The sequence below is a fragment of the Actinomycetota bacterium genome, from assembly GCA_005888325.1.
Lineage (GTDB): Bacteria > Actinomycetota > Acidimicrobiia > Acidimicrobiales > AC-14 > AC-14.
The window spans coordinates 90,410-114,739 of sequence record VAWU01000025.1 but is presented as its reverse complement, the minus strand read 5'-3'; the positions used below and the strand labels follow the sequence as shown (position 1 = coordinate 114,739).

Genomic DNA, 24,330 nt, shown 5'->3' with positions numbered 1-24,330 from the left:
CGGGTCAGCCGGCGGTCAACAGGTCGTACATCGCGTCGACATCGCGCAGATCGTCGACGGCGGCCTCGGGGCCGAGCGCGCGCAGCTCCTCGGTCGGGAACCGCCCGGTGCCGACGAGCAGGCACCGCGCCCCGCCCGCCCGGGCACATTCGAGGTCGCGCGGCGTGTCGCCGACGATCCACACATCGACCGCGCGCAGCTCCATCCCGCGCTGCGACGCCAGCTTGGCGAGCGCGATGGGAACGAGCTGGTTGCGGTCGTGGTCGTCGCTGCCGTAGGCGCCGACGTCGAGATCGAGCCACCGGTCGAGGCCGAACGCGGCGACCTTCAGCCGTGCGTTCGGCTCGATGTTGCCGGTCAGCACCGACGAGACGACGTCGGGTGCGATGTGCAGTTGCGTCAGGAGCTCGACGACGCCCGGCATGACGCGCCCGTGCTCCTGCAGATCGTGCACCGCGGCCGCCGCCTCGTTCTCGAGGTGCTCGAGCACGAGCGGCAGGTGCGCATGTGCCTCACCCGCGCCGACCCGAGCGAACTGGAGGATCTCCAGCGCGATCTGGGGATCGGTCTTCCCGCTCATGCGCACGCCGTGCTGCCCGGCGGGACGTCCGATGACGCGCTCCACGGCGACGTCGAACGCCCTGACCGCCGCGTCACCGGCGTGGACGAGCGTGCCGTCGACGTCCCAGAGGACGAGCCGGGTCGACGCCATCACGCCGGTGTGTCGGTACGGAGCTCGGCGATCAGGCTGTCGACGACGTCGCGCAGCGAACCGCCTCGGTCGACCACGTCGCGCTGACGCATGTAGCTCGGTCGCTCGGCCATGACCAACGCGCGTTGCAGGTCGGCTTCGCAGTCGAGGCGCCGGGCCACCGGCGTCAGCTCTTCGACGAGTTGCGCCACCTCGTGACGCAGCGGCGACAGCGTGCCCTTCTCGTCGATGATGATCTCGGCGTCGACGCCGTGGCGCGCCGCCCGCCACTTGTTCTCGCGCAGCACCCATGTGCGCGGCACGGGCAACGTGTAGCCGCGGTCGATGAGGTTGTTGAGCCAGTCCACCAGGCATTGGCTCACCGCGGCGACCGCGGCCACCTCGGCCAGCGTGGGGATGCCGTCGCAGATGCGCAGCTCGACGGTGCCGAAGTTGGGATGGGGACGGATGTCCCACCACACCTCTCGAATCGAGCTGATGGAACGGGCGGAGACGAGGGTCGTCATGAAGGCCTCGAACTCGTCCCAGCCCGAGAGCTGGTAGGGGAGGCCGGCGGTGGGAAGGCCCTCGAACACCTTGGAACGACTGGAGGCGAGCCCCGTGTCGCGCCCCATCCAGTACGGGCTCGAGGCGGACAGGGCCAGGAAGTGGGGGATGTAGGTGGACAGCGCGTTGGCGATGGCGATCGCCTTCTCGGCCGAGCGCACACCGACGTGCACGTGGATGCCGAAGATCTGGAGGCGGCGCGCCAGCCATTGCATCTCCTCGACCAGCTGCGAGTAGCGCGGGTTCGGGCTGATGTGCTGGTCGGCCCAGTCGGAGAAGGGGTGGGTTCCCGAGCACAGCAGCTCCATCGCCCGAGGCGCGGTGGGGGTGGTGACCTCGTCGAGCGTGGCGGCCAGGTCGGCGCGTGCCTCGGGGACCGTCGAGCAGACGCCGGTGATGATCTCGATCGTCGACTCGAGCAGCTCGTGCTTGGCCTTGGGGTGCCCGCCGTCGTGGCCCGCGCCCATCAGATCGAGGATCTCGCTCGCGCCACTGCGCAACTCACGGGTTTCGCGGTCGACGATCTCCAACTCCATCTCGACGCCGAGGCTGGTTCGTTCGGATGGCAGGAAGTCGATGTGCACGCGACGTCCCAGCCTATTGGCCGGCGGCTCCGCGCCCCCGCCGGCGCGCCAGCCCGACGATGACGATCGTGGCGACGAGCGTGGCCGCCACGGTGACGACGATGATCACCTGCTCGGCCGAACCGGTCCTCGGAGCGGTCGGGACGCGGTAGTCCTCCAGGTGCACCGACACGTCGTCGGCGGCGATGGTGAGCGTGTGGATGCGCCCTGTCGCCAGGGGTGTGACGTCGATGCCCGCCCCCTCGTCGCCCCGCCGCCCGGCCGAGCCCAGGTCGATCACCGCACCGCTGCCGAGGTCGACCCGGTACAGCGTGTTCCCCGGGTCGGACGTCGACAGGTACATGAAACCCGCGTCCACGTCCGCGCCCCGCACCCTCTCCACCCGACGGCGGAGGTGAAGGGACGGGAGACGGCGCCAACGCAGGCCGCCGAGGTCGTAGCGCAGCACCTCGTCGCCTCCGAGGCGGCCCATCGAGTACGCGGTGCCCGACTGCGCGTCGACGGAGACGAACGCGATCTCATGTTGCCGCAGCGTGACCGAGTCGATGAACCGCAGCGTCTTCGCGTCGTAACGCGCGACGACCTGCTCGTCGCGCCGGTCGTCGGGTTGTGCGAGCGGCACATAGAGGTAGGCACCCGCCACGTCGACGTCGCCGATGCGGTCGTAGCCGCGGCCGCGGAGGTCGTCGGGGATCGGCGAGGTGTTGGCGACCTCGACGTGGAGGTCGTCCGCGACGCGCCACAAGCCGTTGGTGCCAGAGAAGATCCACCCGTCACCGAAGTGGGCGAGTCCCTGCCGGTAGGCGTTGTCCACGCCGCGCTCGCGGCTCAGCGTCGCGGCCGGCGCGTCGGCTGCACCCGTCAGCAGGACGGCACAGGCGAGGACGAGGAGCACCGGTCGCACCGGGGGCGCACTCTAGGGGCCGGGGGACTAGAAACTGCCGGCATGACGGCGACGGCCTGGCTCGCCCTCGCGGTGGCGGCCGGGCTTGCGGTGGGCGACTGGACAGCGGTGGCGGGCGGGCACAAGCGGCTCGAGTACGTGTGCAAACCGGCCACGATGGTCGCGCTCGTTGTTGTCGCGCTCATCCTCCAACCGGTGGTGGACGCGCGGCGCGCGTGGTTCGTCGCGGCCCTCGTCCTCTCGTTGGTGGGCGACGTATTCCTCATGCTCCCGCGCGACCGCTTCCTGGCCGGGCTCGTGTCGTTCCTCGCCGGCCACGTCGCCTATGTCGTCGGTCTCCGCATCGGCGAGACGTCGGCGGCGGCCGTCGTGGTGTCCGCCGCGGTGGTTGCGACGGTCGCGGCCGCGGTGGGCACCCCCGTGGTGGTGGCCGTGCGCCGTGGCCCGCACGCCGAGCTCACGGGGCCCGTCCTCGCCTACATGGCGGTGATCAGCGCGATGGTCACTTGCGCGCTGGCCACCGGCAACGTCCTCGCGGCGGCGGGCGCGTCGCTCTTCTTCGCGTCGGACGCCCTCATCGCCACGAACCGCTTCGTGCGGCCGCGCGCCTGGGCTCCGGTGGCGATCATGGTCACGTACCACCTCGGGCAGGCGGGCCTGGTGACCTCGCTGGCTAAATAGCGTGTTGGTTCGAGAGCGTGCTGGTTCGTTCGCGAGGTGTCGGAGGAAGATAGGGGCCATGGATCTGAGCTACCCGCCCGAAGCCGAGGAGTTCCGCACGGAGATCCGGGCCTGGTTGGAGGAGAACCTGCCCGAGGGTTGGGGCACGCCGGGATTCCGATTGGACGGCGACGAGCGCAAGCGCTTCAACAAGGAATGGCCGCAGAGGCTCCACGAGGGTGGCTGGATCTGCGCCTCCTGGCCGAAGGAGTACGGCGGCAAGGGCCTCGACACGATGCAGGCGGTCGTGCTCAACGAGGAGTTCGCCCGCGCCGGGGCGCCGATGCGCGCCGACTTCTTCGGTGACACCCTCGTCGGCCCCACGATCCTGCAATGGGGCTCCGAGGAGCAGAAGAAGGAGTTCCTCCCCAAGATCCTGCGGGGCCAGATCTCGTGGTGCCAGGGATTCAGCGAGCCCGATGCCGGCAGCGACCTCGCCTCGCTGAAGACGCGCGCCGAGCTCGATGGTGACGAGTGGGTGGTCAACGGTCAGAAGGTCTGGACCACCCAGGCCAAGCACGCCGACTACGTCTTCCTGCTCGCGCGCACCGATCCCGACGCTCCGAAGCACAAGGGCATCTCGTACCTGCTCGTCCCCATGAAGCAGCCGGGCGTCGAGGTGAGGCCCATCGAGCAGATCGACGGCTCGGCCGAGTTCAACGAGGTCTTCTTCGACAACGCCCGGTGCCCCAAGGACAACGTCGTCGGTGGTGTGAACAACGGGTGGAGCGTCGCCATGACGACGCTCGGGTTCGAGCGGGGCACGTCGGCCACGACCGGCCATCGCCGCTTCCAGCGCGAGCTCGACGCCATCATCGACGCAGCGCGCAAGAACGGGAAGGCGTCCGACCCGCTCGTTCGTCAGCGTCTTGCGCGGGCGTGGTCGAAGGTGAAGATCATGGAGGTGAACGGCCTGCGGACGCTCACCGCGGTGCTCAACAAGACCAAGGACCAGTCGAGCGCGGCGCTGGGCGCCACCAACAAGATGTTCTGGTCGGAGTACCACCGCGAGGTGATGGAGCTCTACATCGACGTCATGGGGATGGACGGCCAGATCCTCACGGGCGACGTCAACCAGGAGTACGCGCTCGGGATGGGCCGCCGGGCGCGCGCCCGTCACTATCCCGTCAGCCCGCTGCAGGCCGCGTTCTTCTTCTCGCGCTCGGAGACCATCTGGGGCGGAGCCGCCGAGATCCAGCGCAACATCGTGGGTGAGCGCGTGCTCGGGCTCCCGAAGGAGCCCAAGCCCGCGTAATGACGCGTCTCGCTGCTCGCCCGGTCAGGGAAGGGCGGAACCCATCAGGTCGACGAAGTTGTCGCAGTAGAAGCGTTGCTGCGCGTGCTCGTCGACGCCGGCCAGGCTGGCCTCGAAGCGGGCGAGTGGGTTGCGACCGCCCTCGACGTGCGGGTAGTCGGAGGAGAAGAGGCAGACCTCGGGGCCGGTGTTGGCGACGATCCAGCCCGTGTCCTCGTGCGGGTACGGCGTCACCCGGATCTGCCGCCGCACGAACTCGCTGGGCGTGAGCGACAGCTTCTGGAGGCGCTCCTCGTTCTTCACGAACGCGATTGCCGCGGAGTCCATCGCGCGCATCCAACCCGGCACCCACGAGGCCCCCTGCTCGATCACGCCGATCTTCAGCGTCGGGAAGCGGTCGAGCACCCCGTCGAGGATCATCGTGGCGAGGGTCTGCATCGGCGGGTAGGGGATCGCCATGTAGTCGACCGAGCGGAAGTTCTCGGCCCCGCCGTGGAAGTCGGGCACCGGAGGGAGGCCGTTGTCGAAGTAGTGGGGGTCGAGCAGGCGACCGCCGCCGCCCACGTGGAGGACGATCGGGACGCCGGCCTCCTGGGCGCGGGCCCAGACCGGGAACAGGCCGACGTGGCTGGGCGAGTGCCCGGGCGGGCAGGCGGAGGCGATCATCAACGCCGCGCAGCCGAGGTCGAGGGCCTCGACCGCCATCGCGGCGGCCTGCTCGAAGTCGGCGAGCGGCACGTAGCCCACGGGCAGGAGGCGGCGGTCGGCGCGGCAGAAGTCGACGATGGCGCGGTTGTGGGCGCGTGCGAGGCCGTAGGTGTACTCGAGGTCATCGCGATGCTCGGCCCGCTGCAACTCCTTGTTGGCGAACGTGTTGAACACGAGCTGGCTGGCGAACCCGAGCAGGTCGAGGGCGCGCGGCCGGTCGTCCGCGATGAAGGCACCCGTGGCCCGCCAGTTCTTGCGGAGCATGATCTGCTCCTCGTCGAGGGCGCGGTACTCGGGATCGGCGTGCTTCCTGCGCGCGTCGTCGATGAGCGCCTCCTCTCCGGGCGCCACTGTGGCGACGTAGAGGGGGTGCATGCGCTCGCGCAGGCGCGGGTCGGCGTATCCGATGATCCAGTCGGGAGTCTCGACCACGTGTGAATCGGCGTCGTGGATGGTGCGGCCCGTCGCGTACGGCATGGCGCAAGCGTAGGCCCGCACGTTCTCGGCCGTCGCTGCCACATTGGAGCTGCGGTCCTCCGCTGCCACATTGGAGCTGCGGGCCTCCGCTGCGCTTCGGTCCTCGCTCTGCGCTTCGGTCCTCGCTCTGCCGACCCAGGGCCCGGGATCGCGGCAAGATGCCTGTCATGCACCGACGGACGATCGCGGGGAGAGAGGTGAGCGCCATCGGCCTGGGCGCCATGCCCATGTCGCTCGAGGGCCGGCCCGACGAGGCGCAGTCCATCCGGACGACCCACGCCGCGCTCGACGCGGGCGCCACGTTGATCGACACGGCCGACGCCTACTGCGTGAATCTCGACGAGACCGGCCATAACGAGCGCCTCATCGCCAAGGCGCTCGCGTCGTGGTCCGGCGACGCCGGCACCGTGCTCGTCGCCACCAAGGGCGGGCACTACCGGCCGGGCGACGGGTCGTGGCAGCTCGACGGTCGACCCGAGCACCTGCGGGACGCGTGCGACGCCAGCCTCAAAGCGCTCGGTGTCGATGCGATCGGGCTCTACCAGTTCCACCGGCCCGACCCCGCGGTGCCCTACGAGGACTCCGTGGGCACGCTGAAGGAGCTGCAGGACGAGGGCAAGGTGCAGCTGACCGGCATCTCCAACGCGGATGTCGGTCAGATCCGGATGTCGATCGAGATCCTCAACCAGCTGGCGAGCGTGCAGAACGAGTTCTCTCCGCGGTTCCGCAGCTCGGAGGACGAGTTGCAGCTGTGCGCCGAGCACGGAATCGCATTCCTCCCGTGGAGCCCGCTCGGCGGCATCGGGCGGGCGGGCAAGCTGGGTGCGCGGCACCGCGAGTTCGACGAGGTGGCGCGAGCCCACGGGGTGTCGCCGCAGCAGGTCACGCTCGCGTGGGAGCTGGCCCAGGCGCCGGTCGTCGTGCCGATCCCCGGCGCGACCCGGCCGGAGACCATCCTCGACAGCCTGAGGGCTGCCGACCTGGAGCTCACCGCCGACGAGCTCGCGCGCCTCGACGGGGGCTGACCGCGCCGTGGACGTGCTCGTCATCGTCGGCGACGGCGAGGCCCCCGAGCGCCTGCGACTCCAGGCCCGCCACGTGGTCCGCGCCGCATCCGGCGACGTGAGCCCCGAGCTCCTCGCGGACATCCGCACCCGCATCCCCCGCCACGTGAGCGTGGTGGGCGGGGCGACGGCGACGGACGCGGCGAAGCTGCTGCACCGCGCCGGCTTTCCCGTCACGCTCCACACCGATGCCCCACCCGCGCATCCGATCGACGGCGTGCGGGTGCTGTCGCTCACCGATTCCGGCGCGGCGATGGAGGTCGCCACCTCATTGCTCGATCTCGTCGGCGGCACGCCCATCGTGCGGCTCGACCGCATCGGTCGCGACCTGTCGTGCCACCTGCTGGCCAAGCTCGAGTTCCTCAATCCCGGAGGCAGCGTCAAGGATCGTCCCGCGGTCGCGATGATCGACGCGGCGGAGGCGACGGGCCGGCTCCGGCCGGGAGGCACGATCGTCGAGCCCACCTCGGGCAACACCGGCGTCGGTTTGGCGATCGTGGCCGCCCGCCGCCGGTACCGCTGCGTCTTCGTGATGCCCGACAAGATGAGCGCGGAGAAGATCGCCCTGCTGCGCGCGTACGGCGCCGAGGTCATCGTCTGTCCCACGGCAGTCGCGCCCGACCATCCGGAGTCGTACTACTCGGTGGCCCACCGCCTGGCCGCCGAGATCCCGGGCGCGTTCCAGCCCGACCAGTACCACAACCCCGTCAACCCCGACTCGCACGAGCGCACGACCGGTCCCGAGCTCTGGCGCCAGACCGCGGGCCGCATCACGCACTTCGTCGCGGGCATCGGCACGGGGGGCACGATCACCGGCGTCTCCCGGTACCTCAAGACGCAGAACCCCGACGTGCAGATCGTGGGCGCCGACCCGGAGGGCTCGGTCTACTCGGGCGGCAGCGGACGGCCCTACCTCGTCGAGGGGATCGGCGAGGACTTCTGGCCGGACACCTTCGACCGCACGGCCGTCGACCGCACCGTGATGGTGAGCGATCGCGACTCGTTCCTCACCGCCCGTCGGGTCACGCGCGAAGAAGGCATCCTCGTCGGCGGCTCGGCGGGCACGGCCGTGTGGGCGGCGCTCGAGGTGGGCCGCGGGCTCGGCCCCGAGCACGTGGTGGTCGTCCTCATCCCCGACTCGGGTCGCGGCTACCTGTCGAAGCTGTACAACGACGACTGGATGGCGGACTACGGGTTCCTGCGGGCGAGCGGGCAGACGGCCGGTGATCTCCTCGCCCGCAAGAGCGCCACGGTCCCGGCCCTCGTGCACGTGCACCCCGACGAGACGGTGCGCGCCGTGATCTCGGTGCTGCGCGAGTTCGGCGTGTCACAGGTGCCGGTCGTGAAGGCGGAACCGCCCTTGGTCCTGGCCGAGGTGATGGGCGCGGTGCAGGATCGCGAGCTGATGGACCGCGCCTTCGCCGACCCGACGATCCTCGATCGGCCCATCGCGGAGGTGATGGGGCCGGCGCTGCCCACGCTGGGGAGCGGCGAGGCGGTCGAGATGGCGGTGGCCCGGCTGGAGACCGCTCCCGCGGTGCTGGTGCTCGACGCGGGGCATCCCGTCGGCATCCTCAGCCGGTCGGACGTCCTGGAGTTCCTGGCCCGGCACCTCACGCCGTGACCGGGCCCCGGAGGCCGGAGCACGGCTTCGAGACCCGGGCGATCCACGCGGGTCAGCCGCCCGATCCCGCGACCGGCGCGGTGAGCACGCCGATCTACCAGACCTCGACGTTCGCCCAGGAGGCGGTGGGGGAGCACCGCGGCTACGAGTACTCGCGATCGGCCAACCCGACGCGCACCGCGCTCGAGCAGTGCCTCGCCTCGCTCGAAGGCGCACGTCACGGGTTCGCGTTCGCGAGCGGCCTGGCCGCGACCGACGCCGTGCTGCGCACGCTGCGCCCGGGCGACCACGTCGTCATCCCGAGCGATGCATACGGAGGCACGTGGCGACTCGTGCACGACGTCTTCGCGCCCATGGGCATGCAGTTCGACGCAGTCGACCTCGACGACCCGGCCGCGCTCGCCGCCGCGTGGCAGCCGACCACCCGGCTCGTGTGGGTGGAGTCGCCCACCAACCCGTTGCTCGCCATCGTCGACATCGCGGCGGTGGCGAAATACGCGCACGACAGGGAGGCGCGCTGCGTCGTGGACAACACGTTCGCGACGCCGTACCTGCAGCGACCGCTCGAGCTGGGCGCCGACGCGGTGGTGCACTCCACCACCAAGTACCTGGGCGGCCACTCCGACGTGGTGGGCGGGTTCGTCGCGGTGCTCGACGACGAGCTCGCGGCGTCGATCGGCTTCCTGCAGAACGCAATCGGAGCGGTGCCCGCGCCGCTCGACTGCTGGCTGGTGCTGCGCGGGGTGAAGACGCTCGCGGTGCGGATGGACCGGCACTGCGCGAACGCGCGCGCGATCGTCGAGCTGCTCGACGCGCACCCGGGCGTCGACCGCGTGCTCTGGCCGGGGCGGCCCGGCCACCGCGGGCACGAGATCGCGTGCCGCCAGATGCGCGACTTCGGAGGCATGGTGTCGTGCACCCTGCGAGGCGGCGAAGCCGCCGCGGTCGCGGTCGCGGCCGCCACCCGGGTGTTCACGCTGGCCGAGTCGCTCGGCGCGGTGGAGTCGCTCATCGAGCACCCCGCACGCATGACACACCTGTCGGTGGCAGGGTCGACCAACGCGGTCGACCCTGCGCTGCTGCGCCTGTCGGTCGGCATCGAGACCGCCGACGATCTCGTGGCAGACCTGCGCGCCGCGCTCGACTCGGTGTCGTAGCCCCTGTCACAGCCCCCCTCTACGATGACGCCGTGCCCCCGCGGTCGGACCAGCCCAACCTGTTCGACGCGTCCAGGCCCAGCCTCGACGACGTCGGCCTGAGCCAGGGCGACACCGTCCGCTTCCGGCGGTCGGCCGCGCGCCGATGGCAGGAGGGCACGGTCTCGCGTCGCGAGCCCGACGGGTCGGTGGGCCTGCGCGACGCCGACGGCCGGTCCCGCGCCCTGCGGCCGGAGCTGCTCGAGGTGCGCACGGCGGGACCGCGCGGTGGTGTCCGGTGGGTGCCCGTGGTCGGCCGGTGAGCGAGCACCGCAGCGCAGCGAGGAGCGCACCCCTCGAGCGGTGCATCCGTCCGCCGCACGAGGTCGACCTCCGCCTCACGCTGGGCTGGTTGCGGCGGGGTCGTCTCGACCCCTCGATGCGCGTCGGGCCGGACGGGGTGTGGCGGGCGACCCGCACACCCGACGGGCCGGCCGCCGTGCGGCTCACCGCCGAGGGGAGCGAGGTGCGGGTGCGCGCGTGGGGACCGGGGGCGGCGTGGGCCCTCGACGCCGCGCCCGAGCTCGTGGGGTGTCACGACACCTGCGGCGGGTTCCGCCCCGAGCATCCTCTACTACGCGCGCTGCACCGGCGCCTGCCCGGCCTGCGCATCGCCCGCTCGAAGGCCGTGGTGGAGGCCGCGGTGCCGTCCATCCTCGAGCAGAAGGTTCCGGGGCGGGAGGCCCGCCGCTCCTACGCCGGCCTGTTGCGGCGGTTCGGTGAACGGGCGCCCGGCCCGGCGGGCGACGCGGGCATGCTCGTCCCGCCCCGCCCGGCGGCGCTCGCGACTGCGCCGTATTGGGCGTTCCACCCCCTCGGCGTGGAGCGCCGCCGGGCCGACACCCTGCGGCGGGTGAACGCGGTGGCACCCCGGCTGGAGGAGGCGGTCCACCTGCCGGTCGCCGACGCCCACCGCCGCCTGCGGGCGGTCCCCGGCGTGGGCGCGTGGACCGCAGCCGAGGTGGCCATCGTCGCCCTGGGCGACGCCGACGCCGTGAGCATCGGCGATTACCACCTGCCGCATCAGGTGTCGTGGGCGCTGACCGGCGAGCCCCGCGGCGACGATGCGCGCATGCTGGAGCTGCTCGAGCCCTATCGCGGGCACCGGGGCCGGGTGATCCGCCTGTTGGAGGCCGGGGGAGTCACCGCCCCGCGCTTCGGACCGCGGATGTCCCGGCAGTCCATCGCCGCTCTCTGAGACCGTCCTAGGGTGCGCACATGAGCGGGTCGGCACCGATCTACGTGTCACGGCTGGTGCGCCTGCCCCTCCTCGACGCCGAAGGGGTGGCCATCGGGCGCCTCGACGACGTCGTCCTCTCGCCCTCCAGCCCGGGCGCGCCGCCGCGTGTGCTCGGTTTCGTGGCCTCGGTGCAGCGCCGCCGCATCTTCGTGAACGCCAACCGCGTCGGCGAGATCGACGCGTCGGGGATCCGCCTCAGCTCGGGAACGGTCGACCTTCGCCGTTTCGCGCTGCGCCCGGGTGAGCTGCTGGCACGGCGCGACGTGCTCGACCGCCCGTCCGGCGCGGACGTGGTGAACGACCTGGCGCTGCAAGCGGTCACGGGCCGCTACCGATCCTGGGAGGTCGCGGCCGTCTCCGTGGGCCCACGCGGCCTGTTGCGCAGGCGGCGGGCGGCGCGCATCACCCCGTGGCACGAGGCCGCGGCCCTGTTCGACGTGGGGCCCGAGGCCCGCCAGGTGGCCGAGTTCCGTGAGCTCCATCCCGCGGACATGGCGCAACGGATCGCGGGCCTCGCGCCCGAACGGCGGCGGGCGCTCGCCGAGGCGATGGACGACGAGCGTCTGGCCGACGTGCTCGAGGAGCTTCCCGAGGACGAGCAGGTGCGCCTGATCGAGAGCCTCGACATCGAACGGGCGGCCGACGTGCTCGAGCAGATGGAGGCGGACGACGCAGCCGACCTGCTGGCGGAGCTGCCGGTCGGCGAGCGCGACGAGCTCCTGCGGGCCATGGAGCCGGAGGAGGCGCTCCCCCTCCGACGGCTGCTCGAGTACGAGGGCGACACCGCGGGCGGCCTCATGACGCCCGAGCCGGTGGTGCTCGGCCCCGACACGACCGTCGCCGAGGCGCTGGCGCGGCTGCGCGACGTCGACCTCGCCGCCGCCCTCGCCGCCCAGGTCTTCGTGGTGCACCCGCCGACCGAGACGCCCACCGGTCCCTACATCGGCGCGGTGGGCTTCCAGCGCCTGCTACGGGAGCGTCCCGCGTCGGCGATCGTCGACTGCATCGACGACGGCAACGAGCCGGTGCTGCCCGACCTGCCCGAGGCCGAGGTGGCCAAGCGGCTCGCGGCGTACGACGCGGTGGCGGTGGCGGTCTGCGACGAGGGCGGCCGGCTGGTGGGGGCGGTCACGGTCGACGACGTGCTCGACCGGGTGCTGCCCGAGGGTTGGCGGGACCGGTGAGCGCCGCGACCCGCGCGACAGGGGCGGTGCACCGGTGGTGAGACGGCGGGAGGACCTGTCGAAGCCGCGCGGGGGCATCCGCTTCGGCATCCACTACGACCCCGAGGCCTTCGGTCGATTCTCCGAGGCCATCGCCCGGCTCCTCGGCACCGCCCGCTTCCTCGTCGCCCAGACCGTCCTCGTGATCCTCTGGATCTCGATCAACGTGGCCGCCGCCCGGCTGCAATGGGATCCCTATCCGTTCATCCTGCTCAACCTCGCGTTCTCGACGCAGGCTGCGTACGCGGCGCCGTTGATCCTGCTCGCGCAGAACCGCCAGGCCGATCGCGACCGGGAGGAGATCGAGCGCGATCGCGAGGTCAATGCCCGGGCGCTGGCCGACACGGAGTTCCTCGCGCGCGAGCTGGTGTCGATCCGGCTCGCGTTGGCCGACGTCGTCACCAACCACGATCTCGAGCGGGCGCTCGACCGCATCGCCGCTCGCCTCGCCGACGTCCAGCGGGAGACGGCCGAGCGGTAGGCTCTTCGCGGTGGACGATCCGTTCGGCGCCGACGACCCGTTGCAAGCGCTGTCGATCAACGATCGCCTCTTCGAGTACCGGCCCCTCGTTCCGCCCGACGGTACCGGCGCGATCGGTGCCATCGATCGCTGGCGGCGCCGCACCGCGGCCGGGGCGGTTCTCGCGTCGGTCGCCCGCGGCCTCCAGCAGGTGTTCGATCCCGAGCGCAAGGAGCGAATCCTCGAGCTTCACTTCGATCCGGACAGCCCGCAGGCGTCCTTCGTGGTGCTGCGGCCCTGGTTGCGCGACCGCTGACGCTCAGGCCGAGCGGGTCGGCTCGGGCCGCTCGGTCATCTGGAGGCTCTGACGCTCGGCCATCGCCGCGAGGACCGGGCGCAGCTCTTCGATGATCGCCTGCACCTCGGCTTCTGTCGGGTGCCAATCCAACCGCGCATCCATCTGCCTCACCATCCCTTCGGTCGTCATTGGCCGAATGCCCTGGTTCATTCATCGGTCCTTCGGCGGGATGACCTGAGCAGGATGATGCAGAAGGCCCAGCCCGACGGGCGGTTCAGCGAGGGGGTGTAGGCACGATCGAGCTCCAGGAAGGACGTCTCAGCTCCTGGGGACGTCGCTCCAGGGGACGACTCAGCTCCTGGGGACGTCACTCCATGGGACGTCCTTGTCCACGCGGGGCTCGCCGGGCAGGCCGAGCACGCGCTCGCCGAGGATGTTGCGCATGATCTCGGACGTGCCGCCCTCGATGGAGTTGGCGCGCGTTCGCAAGAAGAGCTTGTGGACGTCGCGTCCGCTGAGCGCGGCTTCTTCGGGTCGCGTCATCTCGTAGCTCCCGTAGAGCATCCCGTTCGGACCGAGCAGGTTGACGCAGAACTCGAAGATGCGCTGGTTGAGCTCGGCGAAGGCGAGCTTCGCGGTGGAGCCCTCGGGGCCGGGCGTGCCGCGGGTGCGCAACTGTGAGGCGCGGATGTTGGTGAGCCGGTTGACCTCGGCCTCGACCCAGAGCCGGGTGAGCTGATCGCGCATGACGGGGTCCTTGTCGGCGCGCTGCTGCCAGAGGTGCACCGCCTCGCCGATCGGGCCGCCACCGCGCGGCGCGATGGCGCCGCCGATCGACACGCGCTCGTTCATCAGCGTGGTCAGGGCGACGTGCCAGCCCTCACCGAGACCACCCAGGCGCTCGGCGTCGGGGATGCGCACCTCCGTGAGGTAGACCTCGTTGAACTCCGCCTCACCGGTGATCTGGCGCAGCGGCCGCACCTCGACGCCCGGTGCATGCATGTCGAGCACGAAGTAGGTCATGCCGCGGTGCTTCGGGGCGTCGGGATCGGTGCGCGCGATGAGCAGGGCGCGCCTCGACGTGTGCGCGAGCGTGGTCCACACCTTCTGACCGTTGACGATCCACTCGTCGCCGTCGCGCTGCGCCCGCGTCGCGAGCGCGGCCACGTCGGAGCCCGCGCCGGGCTCACTGAAGAGCTGGCACCAGATCTCCTCGCTCGTGAACAACGGTCGTAGGTAGCGCCGCTTCTGGTCCTCGCTGCCGTGGGTGACGATCGTGGGCGCGGCCATGCCGAGCCCGATCGGGTTGCGCATCGCGGTGAACGGCGCACCCGCGGCCCGCAGCCGCTCGTCGACGAGCTTCTGGAGCTTGGGGCTGGCGTCGAGGCCGCCCTGGCCCTCGGGGAACTGCACCCATGCCAACCCCCGGTCGAACTGGTGGCCGAGGAACTCGCGCGGGTGCGTGTGCTTGGGCGGGTGCTCCGACAACAGCTGGTCGACGCGCTCGGCGACGGCCTGCTCGGTCGCGCGATCTGTTGCCGCGACCGTGGGTTCGACGGTGGTGGACATGGTGCGAGGTTACTGTTCGTCGGTGCCGCGGGACGCAATCGACGTCGAGGTGGACGGCCGCACCCTCACCGTGTCGAACCCCTCGAAGGTGTTCTTCTCGGCGCGCGGTGAGACCAAGCTCGACCTGGTGGAGTACTACATCGCGGTCGGTGCCGGTGCGCTGGTCGGCGTACGCGAGCGCCCGACCGTGCTCAAGCGGTTCCCCAACGGCGCCGAGGGCGAGTTCTTCTTCCAGAAGCGGGTGCCGGCGAAGCGACCGGAATGGCTCGAGACCGTGACCGTCTCGTTCCCCAGCGGGCGCGACGCAGAGGAGCTCTGCCCCGTCGACGTCGCCCACCTCGTCTGGGCGGTGAACCTCGGCTGCCTCGACCTCAACCCGTGGCCCGTGCGGCGATCCGACGTCGACCATCCCGACGAGCTCCGTATCGACCTCGACCCGCAGCCCGGGGTGGCGTTCGACGTGGTGCGTCGCGTCGCGATGGAAGCGCGTGCAGTGCTCGATGAGCACGGGCTGGTCGGCTTCCCGAAGACGTCGGGCTCGCGGGGCATCCACGTCAACGTCCGCATCGAGCCCCGGTGGGACTTCTACAGCGTGCGCCGGGCGGCGCTGGCGCTGGGTCGGGAGGTGGAGCGCCGCCTCCCCGAGCTGGCGACGTCGAAGTGGTGGAAGGAGGAGCGGGGCGAGCGGGTGTTCATCGACTACAACCAGAACGCGCGCGACCGCACGGTCGCATCGGTCTACTCGGTGCGCAACAACCCCGAGGGCCGCGTGTCGTGTCCGCTGTCGTGGGACGAGGTGCCCGACGTCGAGCCGTCAGACCTCACGCTGGCGACGGTGCCGGCGCGCGTGAAGGAGCGGGGCGACGCGGGCGCGGCCATCGACGATCACCATTATTCGCTCGACCCCCTTCTCGAGCTGGCGGCGCGCGACGAGGCCGGAGGGCTGGGCGACGCGCCATGGCCACCCCACTTCGCCAAGCAGCGTGGCGAGCCCAGTCGCGTGCAGCCCAGCCGGGCACGCAAAGAGACGTGACGACGAGGTTCGACCTCGACACCGCGCTCACGCGGGTCGACGACACCACGTTCGAGGGCCGCATCGCACGCGCCTGGTGGGTCTTCCGCGGGCCCAACGGGGGTTATCTCGCGGCCATGCTCCTTCGGGCGCTCGTCGAGGCGACCGCCGATGGCGAGCGGGCCCCCCGGTCGCTCACCGTGCACTACCTCGAGGCGCCGGCCGAGGGCCCGGTGCGGGTCACCACCGCGGTCGAGCGGCGAGGGAGGTCGCTGTCCACCGTCACCGCGCGCATGACGCAGGACGGCCGGCTCGTCGCGATCGCGATCGGTGCGCTGTCGAAGGCATGGCCGGCGCCGGCGTACAACGACGCGGTGATGCCCGACGTGCCGCCGCCCGAGAGGTGCACCGAGGCCGTGCGTCCCGGCGAGGTGCCCCCGATCTTCACGCAGATCGAGACGAGGTGGGCCATCGGCGCCCGGCCGGCTTTCACGGCTGACGCGGCCGCGCACGTGGGTGGGTGGATCCGCCTCGTCGAGCCGCGGCGGCTCGACGCCGTCCTCGCCACCGCCATGATGGACTTCTGGTTGCCGTCGATGTTCAACCGGATCGGCCTGGTGGCAGGCGTGCCGACCATCGACCTGACCGTGCACCTGCGGGCCGCGCCTCCCGCGGACGCGCACGACGACGACTGGTACCTGGTGACCTTTTCCAGCCGCCTTTCCGCCGAGGGCTTCGCCGAGGAGGACGGCGAGCTCTGGTCGCGCGACGGTCGACTGCTTGCGCAGTCGCGCCAGCTCGCGCTCGTCCTGGCCGCGCGCGCCTGATCAGCCGGCCGCGGCCATGAGCGCGGCGCCGATCGCGCCGGCCCGGTCGCCCAGCTGCGCGGACACGACGCGCAGCGGAAATCCGCGGATGTAGAGCGCGTCGCGCGCCGCCTGCTCGATCCGGCCCGCGAACGACGGACCGAGCTTGTCGCCCAGCCCACCGCCGATGACCACCACGGAGAGGTCGAGCAAGGTCACCGCGGAGACCACGGCGGCGCCGAGCGCGATCACCGCGTCGTCGATGAGCTCCTCCGCGACCGGGTCGCCGGCGGCGAGGGCCTTGGCCCACACGCCCGACGTCATCCGGCCCGGCTTGCGCCCGGACCCGCCGTCCGCGAGGTCGACGAGTGCGGTCGGCGCGCCGTGCGCGTGCCGCTCGCGGGCCTCCCGCTCCATCGATCCCCGGCCGGCGTACGCCTCGAGGTGGCCGGGGAAGCCGCAACCGCAGATGCGCCCCCCCGGATGCACGACGGTGTGACCGATCTCTCCCGCGATCCCGGACGGCCCGCGGCGGAGGACACCGTCCAGCACCACGCCGCCCCCGACGCCTGTGCCCACCCAGACCCCGAGCAGCTCGCGGGCCCCCCGGGCCGCACCCATCCGGTGCTCCGCGAGCACGCCGACGTTCACGTCGTTGTCGAGTCGCACGTCGACCCCGCCGAGGGCCTTGGAGACCTGCGGGCCCAGCTCGACCTCGGCGTCGAAGCCGGTCAGATTGGGCGCCCGGCGCACGGTGCCGCGCGTGTGATCGACGACACCTGGGGCTCCGACGCCGACTCCTCCGGCGGCGCCCGGCCCGCCGAGGTCGGCGACGACGCCCGCGATCGTGTCGACGACCCCGTCGAGCCCGGCCGCCACCGGCGTCTTGCGCTTGGCCTCGGCCGTGACCTCCTCGCCGTGGAGAACGACGCCGAAGACCTTGGTGCCGCCCAGGTCGATGCCGATCCAGGGCCGCGCCCCCTTGGTCATGGCGTCAATCTGACACATCGCTCGGCCACGTCGCTCGGCCTGTATCGCAGTGCCCCTGTCGAGCGGGACCGCCGGCCACGCCTGTGGACAACCGTCGAAATCCACAGGGTTTTGGCCCTATCCATCCACAATCGACGCTTCGTACGATTTGACCATGAGCTTCGAGGTGACCCTGGTCGACGACACCGTGGAGTGGGTGGACGGCGCCGATTCCTACCAGCACGAGGGCCCGATGACGACGTTCTTCGCCCGCGGGGCACCGCTCGAGCCCGGCGGCACGGCGCGTCACACCGCGCTCGACTCGTGGAGCGTGAAGCTGGCGAGCTTCCGCACCGACCGGGTGCTGAAGATCCGCCGGGCGGAGCGGCCGCGCCGGGTGAATGTGGCGTGAAGAAGTGCTAGACCGGCGGCGCTCCGGCTGGGAGGCAGTGACGATGGCGACCGACGATCGTTTGGAGCGTCGACTCGGGTCGCGCCGCGCGGCGGGTGCCCAACGGGCGAAGGCGGCGCGCGAGCTCCGACAGGCCAAAGCCGTCGCCCGCACCGCGCTCTGCCGGGGAACGGTCGTCTGGGCCTGGATCGCCTTCCCCGACCAGCCCGGCCGGCACAAGACGCGGCCCGCGGTCGTCCACGAGGTCGTCGGTCGCCTCGTGCGCGTGCACCAGGTGACGAGCTCGACCAAGGACTCCGTGCGCCAGTCACACCTCTACGTGCTGCTCGACGACTGGGGCGCTGCCGGCCTGTCGCGTCCGTGCCTGGTCGACCGTCGGATCGTCGATCTCCAGCTGTGCGACATCACGTCGGTCGTCGGATCCCTCGCCACCTCCGACTTCGCGCGCGTCTTCGCCACCGCCGGGCCCACGTCGCCGCTGCTGTAGCGCGCCTCCGGGAGCTCCGTGGATAAGGTGCGCGCACCTTGGGTGCTCTGCGCGATCGTGGGCCGTTGAAGTGGCCGTCGCTCGAGTGGGTGTCGTCGTGGCCGGTGCTCCGCCAGCTCCGCGGCGACGACCGCCTGGCGTTGGGGGCCGCGGCGCGCTCCTGGCGATCGGCGGCCGCGCGGCCCCGCACCGAGAGCGCCGACCGCGTGGTGCCTTCGGTGTGCCCGTACTGCGCGGTGGGGTGCGGCCAGCGCGTCTTCGTGCAGGACGAGCGGGTCGTGCAGATCGAGGGCGATCCCGACAGCCCGATCTCGCGCGGGCGCCTGTGCCCGAAGGGCTCGGCCAGCAAGCAGCTCGTGACCGGTCCGGAGCGCGAGTACCGGGTGAGGTACAGGCGCCCCCACGGCACCGAGTGGGAGGAGCTGTCGCTCGACCGGGCGATGGAGATGATCGCGGACCGCGTGATCGAGACCCGCCGGGCGACGTGGCAGGAGCACGACGGTCGAGGCCGCCAGCTGCGCCGGACGATGGGCATCGCCAGCCTCGGCGGCGCGACGCTCGACAACGAAGAGAACTACCTGATGAAGAAGCTCTACACCGCGCTCGGGGCGGTGCAGATCGAGAACCAGGCGCGCATATGACACTCCGCCACCGTCCCCGGTCTGGGGACCTCGTTCGGTCGCGGTGGCGCCACGACGTTCCAGCAGGACCTGCAGAACTCCGACTGCATCGTGATCATGGGATCGAACATGGCCGAGTGCCACCCGGTCGGCTTCCAGTGGGTCATGGAGGCGCAGGCCCGGGGCGCGAAGGTCATCCACATCGACCCCCGCTTCACCCGGACGAGCGCGGTCGCCGACCTGCACGTGCCGATCCGGGCCGGGAGTGACATCGCCTTTCTCGGCGGTCTCGTGAACCACATCCTGCAGAACGGCCGGGAGTTCCGCGAGTACGTGCTGGCCTACACCAACGCGTCGACGATCCTGCGCGAGGACTTCCGCGACACCGAGGACCTCGACGGCCTGTTCTCCGGTTGGGACGAGGCGGCGGGCACGTACGACGTCGAGACGTGGCAGTACGAGGGCCTCGAGGCCGCAGCCGCGGCGGGCCAGCGCGAGCTGATGGCCCGGCCGGGCGCGCCCGATCGCCACGGAAGTCACGGAGGGCTCAGTGGCAACCCGCCCGAGAGCGACGTCACGTTGACCCATCCCCGGTGCGTCTTCCAGGTGCTGAAGCGCCACTTCGCTCGCTACACGCCCGAGCTCGTCGAAGACATCTGCGGCGTGCCGAAGGACGTCTTCCTCGAGGTGGCGGAGACCCTGTGCCGGAGCTCGGGGCGCGAACGCACGTCGGCGTTCTGCTACGCGGTGGGCTGGACGCAGCACTCCGTCGGTGTGCAGTACATCCGCACGGCCGCGATCGTGCAGCTGCTGCTCGGCAACATCGGACGCCCGGGCGGCGGCATCCTCGCGCTGAGGGGCCACGCGAGCATCCAGGGCTCGACCGACATCCCGACGCTCTACGACACCCTGCCCGGCTACATCCCCATGCCGCACGCGCAGGAGCACCAGACGCTCTCCGAGTACATCGAGCAGAACTCCTCGGCGACGGGGTTCTGGGGCCACATGGACGCGTACGTCGTGAGCCTGTTGAAGGCATGGTGGGGTGACGCGGCCACGGCCGAGAACGACTTCTGCTTCGACTACCTCCCCCGCATCGACGGCGACCACTCGACCTATGCGTCGATTCAGGCGATGCTCGACGGTGGCGTGAAGGGGTTCTTCGTGGTCGGCGAGAACCCCGCGGTCGGCTCCGCGAACGGAAGGCTCCACCGTCGGGCGTTCGCCGAGCTCGACTGGATGGTGGTCCGCGACCTGGTGGAGGTGGAGACGGCGGCCTTCTGGTGCGACTCGCCGGAGATCGAGCGCGGTGAGCTGCACACGTCCGACATCGCAACCGAGGTGTTCTTCCTGCCGGCCGCGGCCCACACCGAGAAGGACGGCAGCTTCACCAACACGCAACGTCTGCTGCAGTGGCACACGAAAGCGGTCGAGCCGCGCGACGACTGCCGGTCCGATCTGTGGTTCTACTTCCACCTCGGTCGCATCATCCGCGAGCGGCTCGCGACGTCGACCGATCCGCGCGACAGGCCCCTGCTCGACCTCACGTGGGACTACCCGGTCGAGGGCGAGCACGACGAGCCGCGCGCCGACGCGGTCTTGCGCGAGGTCAACGGCCGGGGGCCCGACCGACACGAGCTCTCCGCGTTCACGGAGCTGCGCGCCGACGGCTCGACGGCTTGCGGCTGCTGGATCTACTGCGGCGCGTTCGCCGACGGCGTGAACCAGACGGCGCGCCGCAAGCCGGGTCGCGAGCAGAGTTGGGTCGCGCCGGAGTGGGGATGGGCGTGGCCGGCGAACCGCCGCCTTCTCTACAACCGGGCGTCGGCCGACCCGGAGGGCCGGCCCTGGTCGACGCGCAAGCGGTACGTGTGGTGGGACGCGGCGGCGGGCGAGTGGACGGGCGCCGACGTCCCCGACTTCCCGGTGCACAAGCGGCCCGACTACGTGCCTCCCGCGGGGGCACGCGCCGAGGACGCGCATCGGGGCGACGAGCCCTTCGTGATGCAGGCCGACGGCCGGGGATGGCTCTACGCGCCGAGTGGCCTGGTCGACGGGCCGCTTCCGACCCACTACGAGCCGCACGAGTCGCCGTTCGCCAACCGGCTCTACGGCCGCGACTCGAACCCGGCGCGGCAGACGTCGCGCCGGCGCGAGAACCGTTACAACGAGGACGCGGCTGCGTACCCCTACGTCCTCACGACGTACCGCCTGACCGAGCACCACACGGCCGGCGGGATGTCACGGTTCCTCGGCTACCTGTCGGAGCTGCAGCCTGAGCCGTTCTGCGAGGTGAGCCCGGCGCTGGCGCACGAGCGCGGGCTCGTCCACGGCGACTGGGCCACGGTGGTCACCGCGCGCGCGGCCATCGAGGCGCGCGTGCTCGTGACCGAGCGGATGCGACCGCTCGTCGTTCAGGGTCGGGCGCTGCACCAGGTGGGCCTGCCGTACCACTGGGGCTGGCGGGGGATCAGCAAGGGCGATTCCGCCAACGACCTCCTGCCGCTGGTGCTCGATCCCAACGTGCACATCCAGGAAGCCAAGGCGGCGACGTGCGACATCCGGCCCGGGCGCCGGCCCCGGTGACCGCCGGCCGCGTCGGGTTCTTCACCGACACGACGCTTTGCATCGGCTGCAAGGCGTGCGAGGTGGCGTGCAAGGAATGGAACGCGGTGCCGGAGGACCCGCTCGGGTTCACGGGCAACTCCTACGACAACACGATGGGCCTCGGCGCGAGCACCTGGCGCCACGTCGCGTTCGTCGAGCGATCGGCGCCGGCCCGCGACGACGGAGACGCCGACGGGGTCAGGTGGCTCATGTCGTCCGACGTGTGCAAGCACTGCACCCACGCCGCGTGCCTGGAGGTGTGCCCGACCGGCGCGCTCTTCCGCACCGAGTTCGGGACGGTGGTCGTGCAGCAGGACGTGTGCAACGGCTGCGGCTACTGCGTGCCGGCCTGTCCCTTCGGCGTGATCGATCAACGTCGCGGCGACGGGCGGGCTTGGAAGTGCACGCTGTGCTACGACCGGCTGAAGGGGGGCCTCGAGCCTGCGTGCGCGCAGGCGTGTCCGACCGACTCGATCCAGTTCGGCCCGCTCGAGGAGCTGCGCAGCCGAGCCGCGCGTCGCGTCGACCAGCTGCACGACATCGGGCGGACCGAAGCGCGCCTCTACGGCGCGGACGCGCGTGACGGCGTCGGGGGATTCGGCGCGTTCTTCCTGCTGCTCGACGAGCCCCAGGTGTACGGGCTGCCTCCCGACCCGTTCGACAGCACACGGCGGCTGGCCGGGATGTGGCGGGCCGCCGCGGCGGCCGCGGGCTCGCTCGTCGTCGGGGTGGTCGCCGCGTACGCCGGGGGCCGCAGATGAGGGCGGGGCGGGAGCGACGGATGGTGCCCGACGCCACCCCGCAGTCCTACTACGACCGCCCGATACTGAGGGCGCCGGTCTGGAAGGCCCACGTACCCCTCTACTTCTTCACCGGCGGGCTGGCCGGCGCATCCTCCGTGCTCGCCTTCGGCGCCCGCGTGACGGGCAACCACCGCCTCGCCCGCGCCGCTCTGCTCGCGGCGGCCGCGGGTCTGCTCCCGAGCCCGGTGCTGCTGATCGACGACCTCGGACGGCCCGAGCGCTTCTACAACATGCTGCGCGTCTTCAAGCCGACCTCGCCGTTGAGCGTCGGCTCCTGGCTGCTGGTCGCCTTCGGGCCCGCGTCGGTCGGTGCGGCCGGCTGCGAGGTGCTCGGTGTCCTGCCCCGCGTCGGGCGGACGGCCGAGACGGTCGCCGCCGTGCTCGGGCCGTTCATCGCGACCTACACCGCGGTCCTCGTCTCGGACACCGCGGTGCCCGCATGGCACGACGCGCGGCGCGAGCTGCCGTTCGTCTTCGCCGCGAGCGCCGCCGCGTCCGCGGGAGCGGCGGCCGCGATGCTGACGCCCGTGGTCGACGCGCGTCCGGCGCGCCGGTTCACGTTCGGCGGCGCGACCGTGTCGCTTCTCGCGCTCGAGGTCATGAGGCGTCGACGCGGAGTGACGATGGAGCCGTACCGGACGGGCCCGGCCGGAAGGTTGAGCGCGTGGGCCCGGGCGCTGATCGCGACCGGCGCGCTGGTGACGACCGTGCCGGGACGCACGCGGCGCAGCGCCGCCGTGTGCGGCGGCGCGGTGGTCCTCGCCGGCGCGCTGTGCGAGCGCTTCGCCGTGGTGCGCGTCGGCTCGGAGTCGGCGCGGGACCCGGCCTACACGATCGGCGCGCAAGCTCGCGTTCACTAGCGCACGTGCCTCGACCGAGCGTGCGCGTCTCACACCGCGCCGTGTACGACCTCGAGGTTGAAGTGCCGCGAGGTCGCCGGAGACGGGCGCGAACGGACGAATTTGCTTGTGGACAGATTTCGGCAATTCACAGGGTTATCCCTCTGGATGCCCACAGGCCGTTCGTCTTAGCGTCGGCGCAACGGGTGTGCGATTGGCTGGCGCGTCCGGGCGGCATCCACGACGTTCCGCTTGAGGAGCGGACATGAAGCCGGTTGCCGCGCCGGCCAGCGTTCCACTCTTGCGCCCGAGCCGGCTCGCCTCCCCCCAACGCCCGGCGAGCCGGCTCGGCGCTCTTCTCAGTCCGCGGTTCGAAGCTCGAGCCGCGTGACGCGCCGGTCGCCGGCGTAGACGTTCATGCGATCGCCGCGCAGGAACCCCACGAGCGTCATGCCGGCTTCATCGGCCAGCTCGACGGCCAGGCTCGAGGGCGCGGAGACCGCAGCCAGCGCCGGGATGCCGGCCATCAGCGCCTTCTGCACCAACTCGAAGCCGGCGCGGCCCGAGGCCAGGATGACGTGAGAGGTGAGCGGGAGGCGGCCTTCGAGCGCGGCCCAGCCGATCACCTTGTCGAACGCGTTGTGACGTCCGACGTCTTCGCGCATGCAGACGAGGGCGCCCTGCGCGTCGAAGAGTCCCGCCGCGTGCAGTCCACCGGTCGCGTCGAACACGCGCTGGGCCTCGCGCAGGCGAGCTGGGAGCGCGGCGAGGATGGTGGGGGAGAGGCGGAGCGGGTCGTCGGCCACCGAGTACGGCGAGCGGGTGCGGACGGCGTCGATGCTCGCCTTGCCGCACAGCCCGCACGACGACGAGGTGAAGAAGTTCCGCGCCGCGCTCGAGTCGACGGGCGCGACACCCGACGCCAGCTCGACGTCGAGCACGTTGTACTGCTGCGGGTCGGGCGTGCAGTAGCGCATCGCCCGCACGTCGGCCGGTCGCGCCACCAGTCCCTCGGTGAGCACGAACCCCGCCGCGAGCTCGAAGTCGTTGCCCGGAGTCCGCATGGTGACGGACACGGGCACGCCGCCGACGCGCAGCTCGAGCGGCTCCTCGGCGACGAGGGCGTCGAAGCTCTCACGGCCGACGCCGGCGTCGACTCGGAGCACCGGTCGCTTGACGGTGTTGCGGCCCACGC

Annotated in this window: 24 protein-coding genes; 18 read left to right on the top strand and 6 right to left on the bottom strand. The window is 71.6% G+C overall.

The window, feature by feature from the left end; all coding sequences use genetic code 11:
* Positions 1-4: 4 nt before the first annotated feature.
* Both E6G06_09480 and E6G06_09475 read right to left on the bottom strand, forming a co-directional pair.
* Complete coding sequence (locus E6G06_09480) at positions 5-712, bottom strand: hydrolase (GenBank protein ID TML91674.1); 708 nt, start codon at positions 710-712, stop codon at positions 5-7.
* A complete protein-coding gene (locus tag E6G06_09475; protein TML91673.1) occupies positions 712-1,842 on the bottom strand; it encodes a glutamate--cysteine ligase in 1,131 nt (376 codons plus the stop codon). Before E6G06_09475 ends, E6G06_09480 begins: the two co-directional genes overlap by 1 nt.
* Between E6G06_09475 and E6G06_09470 the strand changes: the two genes are divergently transcribed.
* Both E6G06_09470 and E6G06_09465 read left to right on the top strand, forming a co-directional pair.
* Positions 1,835-3,427, top strand: a complete 1,593-nt coding sequence (locus tag E6G06_09470; GenBank protein TML91672.1) for a lysoplasmalogenase — start codon at positions 1,835-1,837, stop codon at positions 3,425-3,427. The genes E6G06_09475 and E6G06_09470 overlap by 8 nt on opposite strands.
* 58 nt (positions 3,428-3,485) lie before the next feature.
* Positions 3,486-4,721 carry an acyl-CoA dehydrogenase gene (locus E6G06_09465; protein TML91671.1) on the top strand — a complete coding sequence of 412 codons (1,236 nt, stop codon included), beginning with the start codon at positions 3,486-3,488 and terminating at the stop codon, positions 4,719-4,721.
* A 24-nt stretch (positions 4,722-4,745) separates the two neighbouring features.
* On the opposite strand, the gene E6G06_09460 is transcribed toward E6G06_09465, so the two are convergent.
* Positions 4,746-5,906, bottom strand: coding sequence for an amidohydrolase (locus tag E6G06_09460; protein ID TML91670.1), 1,161 nt, complete (start codon positions 5,904-5,906; stop codon positions 4,746-4,748).
* Between the two features lie 167 nt (positions 5,907-6,073).
* Between E6G06_09460 and E6G06_09455 the strand changes: the two genes are divergently transcribed.
* The 8 genes from E6G06_09455 (at position 6,074) to E6G06_09420 (ending at position 13,029) form a co-directional block, all read left to right on the top strand.
* A complete protein-coding gene (locus E6G06_09455; GenBank protein TML91669.1) occupies positions 6,074-6,931 on the top strand; it encodes an aldo/keto reductase in 858 nt (285 codons plus the stop codon).
* 292 nt (positions 6,932-7,223) lie between these two features.
* Positions 7,224-8,594 (top strand): cystathionine beta-synthase, encoded by a 1,371-nt coding sequence (locus E6G06_09450; GenBank protein TML91715.1) that lies wholly within the window; start codon positions 7,224-7,226, stop codon positions 8,592-8,594.
* Positions 8,591-9,751, top strand: a complete 1,161-nt coding sequence (locus tag E6G06_09445; protein ID TML91668.1) for a cystathionine gamma-synthase — start codon at positions 8,591-8,593, stop codon at positions 9,749-9,751. Before E6G06_09450 ends, E6G06_09445 begins: the two co-directional genes overlap by 4 nt.
* A 32-nt stretch (positions 9,752-9,783) precedes the next feature.
* On the top strand, positions 9,784-10,053 hold the full coding sequence (locus E6G06_09440) for a hypothetical protein (GenBank protein ID TML91667.1): 270 nt from the start codon (positions 9,784-9,786) through the stop codon (positions 10,051-10,053).
* On the top strand, positions 10,050-10,988 hold the full coding sequence (locus E6G06_09435; protein ID TML91666.1) for a DNA-3-methyladenine glycosylase 2 family protein: 939 nt from the start codon (positions 10,050-10,052) through the stop codon (positions 10,986-10,988). The genes E6G06_09440 and E6G06_09435 overlap by 4 nt, the downstream gene beginning before the upstream one ends.
* Positions 10,989-11,008: 20 nt before the next feature.
* On the top strand, positions 11,009-12,214 hold the full coding sequence (locus tag E6G06_09430; protein ID TML91665.1) for a magnesium transporter: 1,206 nt from the start codon (positions 11,009-11,011) through the stop codon (positions 12,212-12,214).
* A gap of 34 nt (positions 12,215-12,248) precedes the next feature.
* Complete coding sequence (locus E6G06_09425; protein TML91664.1) at positions 12,249-12,734, top strand: DUF1003 domain-containing protein; 486 nt, start codon at positions 12,249-12,251, stop codon at positions 12,732-12,734.
* 10 nt (positions 12,735-12,744) lie between these two features.
* A complete protein-coding gene (locus E6G06_09420; protein TML91663.1) occupies positions 12,745-13,029 on the top strand; it encodes a hypothetical protein in 285 nt (94 codons plus the stop codon).
* A gap of 333 nt (positions 13,030-13,362) precedes the next feature.
* Here E6G06_09420 and E6G06_09415 read toward each other — a convergent pair whose 3' ends face one another.
* Positions 13,363-14,580, bottom strand: a complete 1,218-nt coding sequence (locus E6G06_09415) for an acyl-CoA dehydrogenase (GenBank protein TML91662.1) — start codon at positions 14,578-14,580, stop codon at positions 13,363-13,365.
* Between E6G06_09415 and E6G06_09410 the strand changes: the two genes are divergently transcribed.
* Both E6G06_09410 and E6G06_09405 read left to right on the top strand, forming a co-directional pair.
* A complete protein-coding gene (locus E6G06_09410; GenBank protein ID TML91661.1) occupies positions 14,579-15,613 on the top strand; it encodes an ATP-dependent DNA ligase in 1,035 nt (344 codons plus the stop codon). The genes E6G06_09415 and E6G06_09410 overlap by 2 nt on opposite strands.
* Entirely contained in the window at positions 15,538-16,419 is an 882-nt protein-coding gene (locus E6G06_09405; protein TML91660.1) for a thioesterase family protein, read from the top strand. The genes E6G06_09410 and E6G06_09405 overlap by 76 nt, the downstream gene beginning before the upstream one ends.
* On the opposite strand, the gene E6G06_09400 is transcribed toward E6G06_09405, so the two are convergent.
* Entirely contained in the window at positions 16,420-17,388 is a 969-nt protein-coding gene (locus E6G06_09400; protein TML91659.1) for an ROK family protein, read from the bottom strand.
* A gap of 154 nt (positions 17,389-17,542) precedes the next feature.
* Between E6G06_09400 and E6G06_09395 the strand changes: the two genes are divergently transcribed.
* From E6G06_09395 to E6G06_09370, 6 genes are all read left to right on the top strand, one after another.
* Positions 17,543-17,779: a hypothetical protein gene (locus E6G06_09395; GenBank protein ID TML91658.1), complete on the top strand. Its 237-nt coding sequence runs from the start codon at positions 17,543-17,545 to the stop codon at positions 17,777-17,779.
* A gap of 43 nt (positions 17,780-17,822) precedes the next feature.
* Positions 17,823-18,266, top strand: coding sequence for a hypothetical protein (locus E6G06_09390; GenBank protein ID TML91657.1), 444 nt, complete (start codon positions 17,823-17,825; stop codon positions 18,264-18,266).
* 65 nt (positions 18,267-18,331) lie between these two features.
* Complete coding sequence (locus E6G06_09385) at positions 18,332-18,907, top strand: dehydrogenase (protein TML91656.1); 576 nt, start codon at positions 18,332-18,334, stop codon at positions 18,905-18,907.
* A gap of 21 nt (positions 18,908-18,928) precedes the next feature.
* Positions 18,929-21,472, top strand: a complete 2,544-nt coding sequence (locus E6G06_09380; GenBank protein TML91655.1) for a formate dehydrogenase — start codon at positions 18,929-18,931, stop codon at positions 21,470-21,472.
* On the top strand, positions 21,439-22,254 hold the full coding sequence (locus E6G06_09375; protein ID TML91654.1) for a 4Fe-4S dicluster domain-containing protein: 816 nt from the start codon (positions 21,439-21,441) through the stop codon (positions 22,252-22,254). The genes E6G06_09380 and E6G06_09375 overlap by 34 nt, the downstream gene beginning before the upstream one ends.
* Entirely contained in the window at positions 22,251-23,156 is a 906-nt protein-coding gene (locus E6G06_09370; protein ID TML91653.1) for a polysulfide reductase, read from the top strand. Before E6G06_09375 ends, E6G06_09370 begins: the two co-directional genes overlap by 4 nt.
* A 338-nt stretch (positions 23,157-23,494) precedes the next feature.
* On the opposite strand, the gene fdhD is transcribed toward E6G06_09370, so the two are convergent.
* On the bottom strand, positions 23,495-24,328 hold the full coding sequence (gene fdhD, locus E6G06_09365) for a formate dehydrogenase accessory sulfurtransferase FdhD (protein ID TML91652.1): 834 nt from the start codon (positions 24,326-24,328) through the stop codon (positions 23,495-23,497).
* Between the last annotated feature and the right edge of the window lie 2 nt (positions 24,329-24,330).

Bases quoted from the DNA above. Each gene is read 5' to 3' on its own strand.
- E6G06_09480 (TML91674.1), bottom strand. From the start codon at position 712: ATGGCGTCGACCCGGCTCGTCCTCTGGGACGTCGACGGCACGCTCGTC.
- E6G06_09430 (TML91665.1), top strand. From the start codon at position 11,009: ATGAGCGGGTCGGCACCGATCTACGTGTCACGGCTGGTGCGCCTGCCC.
- E6G06_09395 (TML91658.1), top strand. From the start codon at position 17,543: ATGAGCTTCGAGGTGACCCTGGTCGACGACACCGTGGAGTGGGTGGAC.
- E6G06_09460 (TML91670.1), bottom strand. From the start codon at position 5,906: ATGCCGTACGCGACGGGCCGCACCATCCACGACGCCGATTCACACGTG.
- E6G06_09410 (TML91661.1), top strand. From the start codon at position 14,579: ATGGTGCGAGGTTACTGTTCGTCGGTGCCGCGGGACGCAATCGACGTC.
- E6G06_09450 (TML91715.1), top strand. From the start codon at position 7,224: ATGGAGGTCGCCACCTCATTGCTCGATCTCGTCGGCGGCACGCCCATC.
- E6G06_09415 (TML91662.1), bottom strand. From the start codon at position 14,580: ATGTCCACCACCGTCGAACCCACGGTCGCGGCAACAGATCGCGCGACC.
- E6G06_09390 (TML91657.1), top strand. From the start codon at position 17,823: ATGGCGACCGACGATCGTTTGGAGCGTCGACTCGGGTCGCGCCGCGCG.
- E6G06_09470 (TML91672.1), top strand. From the start codon at position 1,835: ATGTGCACGCGACGTCCCAGCCTATTGGCCGGCGGCTCCGCGCCCCCG.
- E6G06_09405 (TML91660.1), top strand. From the start codon at position 15,538: ATGGCCACCCCACTTCGCCAAGCAGCGTGGCGAGCCCAGTCGCGTGCA.
- E6G06_09400 (TML91659.1), bottom strand. From the start codon at position 17,388: ATGACCAAGGGGGCGCGGCCCTGGATCGGCATCGACCTGGGCGGCACC.
- E6G06_09370 (TML91653.1), top strand. From the start codon at position 22,251: ATGAGGGCGGGGCGGGAGCGACGGATGGTGCCCGACGCCACCCCGCAG.
- E6G06_09455 (TML91669.1), top strand. From the start codon at position 6,074: ATGCACCGACGGACGATCGCGGGGAGAGAGGTGAGCGCCATCGGCCTG.
- E6G06_09465 (TML91671.1), top strand. From the start codon at position 3,486: ATGGATCTGAGCTACCCGCCCGAAGCCGAGGAGTTCCGCACGGAGATC.